Here is a 7,626-nt window from a genome sequence, read left to right on the forward strand (position 1 = left end):
CATCAAAGGAACGGTAGAGCCATAAATGGTTAAATATACATTTCATCTGCAACCTAAGGATTCACCAGAACGATACAGTTACACTTTAGATCTAAACCCAATTCAAGAAGATATGCCAGAACAGATTTTTACCCCCGCTATCAAAGAAGATATCCGCGCAACCTTGCAAAAACTCAGCCTGTCAGCCATAAAAGATCATCAACTCAACAACATTATTCAAACTTGGATCAAGGATATTAGAGAAGGATATAGATTTAGTTCTCTGACTCTCAACTTGCGGTTATTAATAGAGGAAAATATTGACCAACTCCAGGAAATGGGAAATCAAGAAATCCCAAAAATAATTGACCCGTATTTATCGGATATAGAACCTGAATTTGGGATGCTTCCCCCTTTAAATTTTATTTAGTTATTCAATTACTCAATTAATTATTCAATTAGGAAAGAAAAATGCAGAATAATATTAACATTAATATTACTCCCCACCGGGAATTTATGCCAGCAGATACAGCAGCACAAAAATTATTTGTGATGTTGAAATTACGTCCCACCAAAGAGATAGCTAGAAGTCGTCCCTCCACAACCTTTACTTTTGTCATTGATACTAGTGGGTCAATGTATGAGATAATATTAGGAGAGTCAAAACCAACGGGTATTATTTATGAACAGGATGGTAAAAAATATGAAAAGGTTATAGGTGGAAAATCGAAAATAGATCTAGTCATTGAATCCTTATTAGCATTAGTGCGTTCAGGAAAATTGACAACTAGCGATCGCATTGCTATAGTCCAATTTGATGATCATGCTTCCCAAATTATTGGTTTAACCAGTGCGACGGAAATCAACCACATAGAAACGGCCATTGAGAAACTTCGGGAATTTTCTGGTGGTACACGCATGGGATTAGGATTACGTACTGCTTATGATATTTTAAGTGAACAACAAATGACAGTCAGACGGACTTTGTTATTTACGGACGGACAAACATTTGATGAGGATCAATGTCGGTCAATTTCTAGTAATTTCGCCACTAATAATATCCCCATTACCGCATTGGGAGTGGGAGAATTTAATGAAGACTTACTTACCCATCTTAGCGATACTACGGGGGGAAAATTACTTTATATAGTTCCGGGAAAAGCCATAGGTACACAAATTTCTATCCTCGACTTACCCGATAAAATTATAGACGAATATAGCCAAGCCCAACAAGAGGTTATCACCAACTTAGCCCTAACAGTAAAGACGGTGAAAGGTGTGGAATTGACCCGCATAGTTCGGGCTTACCCGACCCAAGCCGAGTTTCCTATTAATCAAGATCCTCATCCTATAGGAAATGCGATCGCTAATGATGAAACCATATTTATCCTGGAATTTACCATTAATAATCGCCTCGCTGGTCGTGTGCGTATCGCCCAGGTGGGAATGACTTATGATATACCTGGACAAAAAATCCGTGGTGAACTACCACCAGAGAACCTAATTATCCAATTCATTCCTGGACAACAAAATGCAGCCCAAGTCAATCAAGAAGTCATGGATTATGTACAACAATGCAACATAGCCAACCTCGTTGACCAAGCCACAAAAATAGCGGAACAAGATCCACAAAAAGCCGAACAAATATTAGAAACAGCCCGCCGCATGACTGTAAAAATCGGCAATAAAGACATGACCGAATCCTTAAACAACGCCCAGGAAGAACTGCGAAAAACCCGAAAAATCTCTGATGGAACTCGGAAAACCGTGAAAATGGGTGCAAAAGGTAAAACCGTAAAAATGGGGGATGATATTAACGAAATGCTTTCAGAAGCAGAAATGAGAAAACTCACAGGAACGTAAATACAGCCTAAGTTAAGAGTAAGACTGATTCAAATATCTAATCAGCTGTTGTGTATTTAATTTGTATAAGTCTGGCGGGCAAGATGCCCACCCCACAAGATTTAACCATTTTAGGATAAGTCTGGCGGGCAAGACTTGTACTGAGCTTGCCGAAGTATGCCCACCCCGCAAGATTTAACCATTTTAGGATTATACAATTTAGGTGCGTAACAGCTGATCTAATAATTGTAATTGTCTGGGTGCGAAAAAAGATTAATAATTAAAAAAGAGGAGAAAAACACAATGATTACTTGTACAGTTTGCGGCTATGATCAAAATTTAGACAACTCAGGATTTTGTAATGCTTGCGGTTCAGAACTACAAACCATAGCACAAACCACAATCACACCACAACCAAAAATAGAACCAACTTTAGCCCCTACAGTCATTCAACCAACCACACCACAACCCAACTATCCCCCAATTACCAATACATTTACCAAAGCCAAACTAACATCTAAACAAACAAACGCCCCCACCCCCATATCAGAATTTATCATAGATAATAACGCCATTGTGGGCATATTTGATCCAGACACAGGACCAGTAGAAATTGATTTAGAACAATTTTTTGGTGGAGAAACAGTTTCTCGCAATCATGCGGAAATTTATCAAGAATTAGGAACATGGAAAATCAAAGACTTAGGTTCTACCAACGGAGTATTTATCAAAGCACTAGGACAAACTCGCTTTAGTGCTAGAATTACCATACCGACACCCTTAAACTCAGGTGATGAAATAGCCTTTGGTAAAGTTAGATTTCTCTTTGAAGCCGGCTAAAAAAATCAAAAAGATTCTCTGGTGGAGTGGGCATACTTCGGCAAGCTCAGTACAAATACTTCGGCAAGCTCAGTACAAATACTTCGGCAAGCTCAGTACAAGTCTTGCCCGCAATTCACTACTATAATTCTTATAAATCCATGAATGAACCCACAAATCAAAACCCATTAATAATTAAAGAAAACATCTGTTTTCAACTGCAAAACCTGCAAATAGAAATTATTTCCTATTTAGGACAACTCACACCTAATATTGATTATTTTCAGGTTAATATCGCATCAGAAAAACCCGGTTTACTAAGAATAGGTGCAATTGACAGCGCACTCAACCGAGAACTGGAACTGAGAAAAAAACTAGGTGATTACAAACTAATTACCGAACTACTGGCACACAGCGAAGACAATATAACTATTGATATTAAATTTGATATTAAACCACAAAATACACCAGAAATTGAAACTACCATTTCTCCTATTGCAGAAATAGATACAACTTCAGAATATTTAGCAGAGGAATATTTAGCAGAGGAATATTATCCAGAAACAGCAATTAGCACCAATATATCAAATCAAAAACTGCTAATTCTTACTTATCTTCCCAGGGAAAATCAAACCTTAGAAACTTGGTTAAAAACTGAACAGACTTTAGAAGAATCATTATTAATTACCGGGCAAATTTGTCAATTATTCCGCTATATATTTCAAAGAGAATGGTGTGTTATTAACATCTTACCGCAATTTATTAAAATAGGAACACCCATAGAATTTTTTGACCTCACCAATGCCTATCCTGTGAATGAAATTCTCACTTCTGGATTAGTGGGAAATTATTGTGATCCTGAATTAGCATACTGTAAAAGTCCTATTCAAGAAACAATGAGTAGTTATACAGTTGCAGCGTTATTATATCAGATAATTCACAAACAAACATTACCAATAGACCAAAGGGAAGAAATAGAAATTACTCCTATTCCTATTATCCATCAAATTCTCAAAATTTGCCTATCTACCTTACCACAAGAAAGATTTACATTAGAACAACTCCTACAAATATTAGTTAACACCCGTCAAGAAATCAGCACACCAAAGATTAACTGGGAAATAGCCAGCAGTTCTACCGTTGGCTTATCAATAAATAGGTTAAAAAATGAAGACAACTATGGGATTAAATACCAAAAAATCAGTGATACAGAAACTATAATTTTAGCCGCTATAGCTGATGGTATGGGGGGAATGTCCCAAGGAGAACTAGCTAGTAAATTGGCAATAAAAACAGTTTTAGAGACGGCAATTTTTCCCGAATATCCAACTATAGAACAATACCAGGAATGGTTAACAAACTTATTTACTCAAGCTAACGAAACAGTATCTAATCAAGTTAAGGAAGGGGGAACAACCCTAAGCGTTATTTTTGCCAGATCCCAACAATTAATAATTAGTCATGTTGGTGATAGTCGCATTTATTTACTACGTCAAGGAGAAATAAAACAACTCAGCGAAGATCATTCGCTTGTGGCTATGTTAGTGGCTAGTGGACAAATTACACCAAGCCAAAGTTTAGAACATCCCGATAGAAATGTGCTGATCAAATCCATCGGTACAAAACGCAGATTAAGTGATGGTTACGTCCAAAATCTCAAACAAACTACTCCAGAATTATCTATGCAATTAGCACATCAAGATATTCTTTTATTATGTTCTGATGGTGTTTGGGATCTTGTTTCTAAAAATGAACTAGAGGAAATTTTTACCATTGATCAAAACTTACAAACATCAGTTAATTTGACTATCAATAAAGTTTTAGAACGTGGTGCATCTGATAATGCTACCCTGTTAGCATTACAATTTTTAGTTAATACCTAGATTACTGACTATTACCCATTACCGATTATTTACCGATTATGTCTATTCAATGTCCAACCTGTCTGACTGACAACGATGATCATGAAAGTAGCTGTATCGCTTGCGGTACACCTTTAACTCCTTCTGCGACTACATCAAATCTGCATTTATCACCGGGAACATTATTAGGAAATGGCAGATATAGAATAGATAACATATTAGGACAAGGTGGGTTTGGTATTACATACACAGCTACTTATATCTCCAACTCTACCAAAGTCGCTATTAAAGAACTATGGCCAGAAAATGCTGCTAGACAGGGTAATACGGTTTTGTGGCCTATGTCTATTACTCCCGTACAGCGTCAACAACAACTACAACAATTTCAAGTAGAGGCTAATTATCTACAAAAATGTGTTCATCCTCATATCGTCAGAATTTATGAGTGGTTTACAGAAAATGATACCGCATACATGATAATGGAATTACTTGTTGGTAAATCATTAGATAAAATCTTACTAGAAACAGGGATACTGGCGGAAAATCAAATTAAAAATTATTTTGTGCAAATTGCTGGGGCTTTAAAAGTTATTCATAGTCATAATTTACTGCATCGAGACATCAAACCCGAAAATATTATTATTGTTCCCTCCGATAAAGCCGTATTAATTGATTTTGGTGCAGCTAGAGAATTTATTGCCGGTCAAACTGGGGATATGACCCGAATATTAACCCCCGGATATGCACCTTATGAACAATATATTCAAAAAAGTAAGCGTTTTCCTAGTACAGACCTTTATGCCTTATGTGCATCAATGTATGAATTATTGACTGGTAAATTACCCATAGAAGCGACGGATAGGGCTAGTGCTTTTTTACAAGGTAGTTCCGTGGATAAATTAATATCACCCCGACAACTACGCCCTGATTTAAGTTTTTTAATGGAAAAAGTTATTCTCACAGGAATGCAATTTAGGGTAGAGGATAGATTTCAAACGGCTGATGAATTAATTAATGCACTTCAAGGTAAATTTGTCACTCCTCAACATCAACGGGCTAAAGAATTAGTCAAACAAGGTCAATTAGTTGATGCTGTTCAAGCATATCAAAAATATTTGCAAGTTGCACCAGATCATGGAGAAGCAGCGGTAGAACTAGCATTATTACAAATATATGTTGATGATCAACAAGCAGAAATAGCAGCAAAAAAAGCTATTCAATTACAACCAAATGACGGTAGAGGTTATGGAGTTTTAGGGCTGATTAATTGTCGGCAAAAAAATTGGCAAGAAGCAGTTAAAAATCTAGAAAAAGGGGTTAAATTATCTCCTGAACAAGTGTGGATACAGACTAATTTAGCTTGGGCTTTAGGTAAGTCTGGTAATTTAAAAATGGCAGAAAATACAGTAAATCAAGCATTACAGTTACAGCCTGATTGTACGTTTGCGTTAGGTTTGCAAGCTTGGATATATATACAGCAACAACAATGGAAATTAGCCATTCGTGCTGCCACACAAGGAATTTTTAAATCACAGCAAATCCAAAATAATAACCATGATCATTTACCTTGGCTATATCCTCATTTGATTCTAGCTTTAGAAAAAGCTGTTTTTACTAAACAGGTTAATGATGTAGATAGAAGAATTGAGGAATTTATTAATCAAGTGCCTGATAGTGCTTTCGCTTGGGGTTTAAAGGCTTGGAAACAATGTAGTCAGGATTTATGGAGTGAGGCCTTAACTAGTTTTCAACAAGCCAGCAGTCACAAGTTAGTTCCTGGATGGGTGTTAATTAATTATGGCATTACTCAGGAAAATTTACAAGGTTATCAAAGTGCTATTCAAATCTATGAGAATTTTTTACAAAAGTTTACTGAACCCCAAGCCGTTCAGGCTTTTGTTTTATTTCGTCTCGGTACTTTATATGGCCAGGTACGAGAGTTGCAGAAGGCAAGGTTATGTCTTGAAAAAGCGATTAAATATAATCCTGGTTATGCTGAGGCCTATCATAATTTAGGTTGGGTATTGCTGAATATTAAAAGTCAAGATGGACAGGTGGAAAACAGCCGGGAAATGTTATCTGCTTATGGTAAAGCGGCGGAATTATATGCAAAGCAACAAAAATTACCAATGAGTTTAAGTATTAAACAGGCTTTTCAATTCATAGGAGTGAATATTTAGTTAAAGGTTGTTGATGCGCGATCGCCTATGGTGGGTGCTTTGGCCATCGCTCTTTTTTTTTATATCACGCAAAGAAGAAAAATAAGGATTTTGGCAGTAATTATAACTGAGATAATAGCTTGTCATAATCTGCATGAGGACTAATCCAAAACCAGATAATACCACTTTCGTTTCGCACACCTACAGCACGATAATTTTTACTAACACGAGCAGAATAAATAGGTAAGTTGGGATGCACTAATTTAAAACGTAAGCTAGGATGCCAGGGATCTTCTTTAAATTGTTTATAAGCTGTACGTCCTTGTTGTCTAACCTGCGGTGGAAGATCAGCGTACAGGTTACGAAACTGAATTGTTGTTTTAGACTTCACAGGTTTTCGGGATCTAATTCTAAAGTTTTACCTGCTTGATCTTCTGCTAATGCTGCTGCTGCAAGTTGAGCAAGCATATCATGAGATTTAGCAAATGCTTGATCCCATCGGCTTTCGTCTTCTATTTCTTCAAGGATGAGTAAGGCAATCCTATCTTGTTCGGTTTCAGGAAGTTGCTTTATTTGTGCAATGGCTTTTTCTAGTAGTTGAGTCATAGCTAGTAAGCTGCTGTGAATAGGGCTTTGTAATTATTTTACTATAGTTAAAGGTTGTTGATGCGCGATAGCGAAACGCTGCTGCAAGCAGATCGCTCTTTTTTTGTTTCACGCAAAATCATATTAACTTAATTTAATAAAGTGTCAAAACTCCTAAATCTGAATTTTCTGCAAAGGCTTGGATATCCTCTAAATGTAATTGCAAAATTTCTTCTATTTGATTTGTTGAACAATTACCACTTCTCACCCAAATTACTTTAGGTGGATATCCAGGCAGTATACTTACAGCACTTCCTGATGTTATGAGGTACAAGAACCCCACCCCCAACCCCCTCCAATATCAAAAGTTTATCCTTTTC

8 protein-coding genes are annotated in these 7,626 nt (G+C 36.6%); 5 read left to right on the plus strand and 3 right to left on the minus strand.

All coding sequences use genetic code 11. From position 1 onward, the window contains the following. The first annotated feature begins 25 nt into the window (after positions 1-25). The 5 genes from ACIR131C_RS0110700 to ACIR131C_RS0110720 all read left to right on the plus strand — a co-directional run bounded on the left by ACIR131C_RS0110700 (position 26) and on the right by ACIR131C_RS0110720 (position 6,682). Complete coding sequence (locus ACIR131C_RS0110700) at positions 26-409, plus strand: hypothetical protein (RefSeq protein ID WP_028090181.1); 384 nt, start codon at positions 26-28, stop codon at positions 407-409. A 41-nt stretch (positions 410-450) separates the two neighbouring features. Then, the gene (locus ACIR131C_RS0110705) at positions 451-1,842 is read left to right on the plus strand and encodes a vWA domain-containing protein (protein ID WP_028090182.1); all 1,392 of its coding nucleotides are present in this window, start codon (positions 451-453) and stop codon (positions 1,840-1,842) included. Positions 1,843-2,124: 282 nt separating this feature from the next. Beyond that, positions 2,125-2,661 carry an FHA domain-containing protein gene (locus tag ACIR131C_RS0110710; protein ID WP_028090183.1) on the plus strand — a complete coding sequence of 179 codons (537 nt, stop codon included), beginning with the start codon at positions 2,125-2,127 and terminating at the stop codon, positions 2,659-2,661. 140 nt (positions 2,662-2,801) lie between these two features. Further along, the gene (locus ACIR131C_RS0110715; RefSeq protein ID WP_028090184.1) at positions 2,802-4,523 is read left to right on the plus strand and encodes a PP2C family protein-serine/threonine phosphatase; all 1,722 of its coding nucleotides are present in this window, start codon (positions 2,802-2,804) and stop codon (positions 4,521-4,523) included. Positions 4,524-4,561: 38 nt separating this feature from the next. Beyond that, positions 4,562-6,682, plus strand: a complete 2,121-nt coding sequence (locus ACIR131C_RS0110720; protein WP_028090185.1) for a serine/threonine-protein kinase — start codon at positions 4,562-4,564, stop codon at positions 6,680-6,682. A gap of 100 nt (positions 6,683-6,782) precedes the next feature. Here the strand turns inward: ACIR131C_RS0110720 and ACIR131C_RS0110725 are convergent, their stop codons facing one another. The 3 genes from ACIR131C_RS0110725 to ACIR131C_RS22500 form a co-directional block, all read right to left on the minus strand. Continuing rightward, complete coding sequence (locus tag ACIR131C_RS0110725; RefSeq protein WP_028090186.1) at positions 6,783-7,052, minus strand: ParE family toxin-like protein; 270 nt, start codon at positions 7,050-7,052, stop codon at positions 6,783-6,785. Continuing rightward, positions 7,049-7,267, minus strand: a complete 219-nt coding sequence (locus ACIR131C_RS0110730) for a hypothetical protein (RefSeq protein WP_028090187.1) — start codon at positions 7,265-7,267, stop codon at positions 7,049-7,051. Before ACIR131C_RS0110730 ends, ACIR131C_RS0110725 begins: the two co-directional genes overlap by 4 nt. A gap of 133 nt (positions 7,268-7,400) precedes the next feature. Further along, positions 7,401-7,580: a DUF5615 family PIN-like protein gene (locus ACIR131C_RS22500; RefSeq protein ID WP_155963080.1), complete on the minus strand. Its 180-nt coding sequence runs from the start codon at positions 7,578-7,580 to the stop codon at positions 7,401-7,403. Between the last annotated feature and the right edge of the window lie 46 nt (positions 7,581-7,626).

Origin of the sequence: Dolichospermum circinale AWQC131C, assembly GCF_000426905.1 — a bacterium.
GTDB classification, from domain to species: domain Bacteria; phylum Cyanobacteriota; class Cyanobacteriia; order Cyanobacteriales; family Nostocaceae; genus Dolichospermum; species Dolichospermum circinale.

What these genes read in the sequence shown, in the direction of transcription:
- ACIR131C_RS0110720 (WP_028090185.1), top strand. Translation starts at nt 4,562, where the DNA reads ATGTCTATTCAATGTCCAACCTGTCTGACTGACAACGATGATCATGAA.
- ACIR131C_RS0110730 (WP_028090187.1), bottom strand. Translation starts at nt 7,267, where the DNA reads ATGACTCAACTACTAGAAAAAGCCATTGCACAAATAAAGCAACTTCCT.
- ACIR131C_RS0110705 (WP_028090182.1), top strand. Translation starts at nt 451, where the DNA reads ATGCAGAATAATATTAACATTAATATTACTCCCCACCGGGAATTTATG.
- ACIR131C_RS0110710 (WP_028090183.1), top strand. Translation starts at nt 2,125, where the DNA reads ATGATTACTTGTACAGTTTGCGGCTATGATCAAAATTTAGACAACTCA.
- ACIR131C_RS0110715 (WP_028090184.1), top strand. Translation starts at nt 2,802, where the DNA reads ATGAATGAACCCACAAATCAAAACCCATTAATAATTAAAGAAAACATC.
- ACIR131C_RS0110700 (WP_028090181.1), top strand. Translation starts at nt 26, where the DNA reads ATGGTTAAATATACATTTCATCTGCAACCTAAGGATTCACCAGAACGA.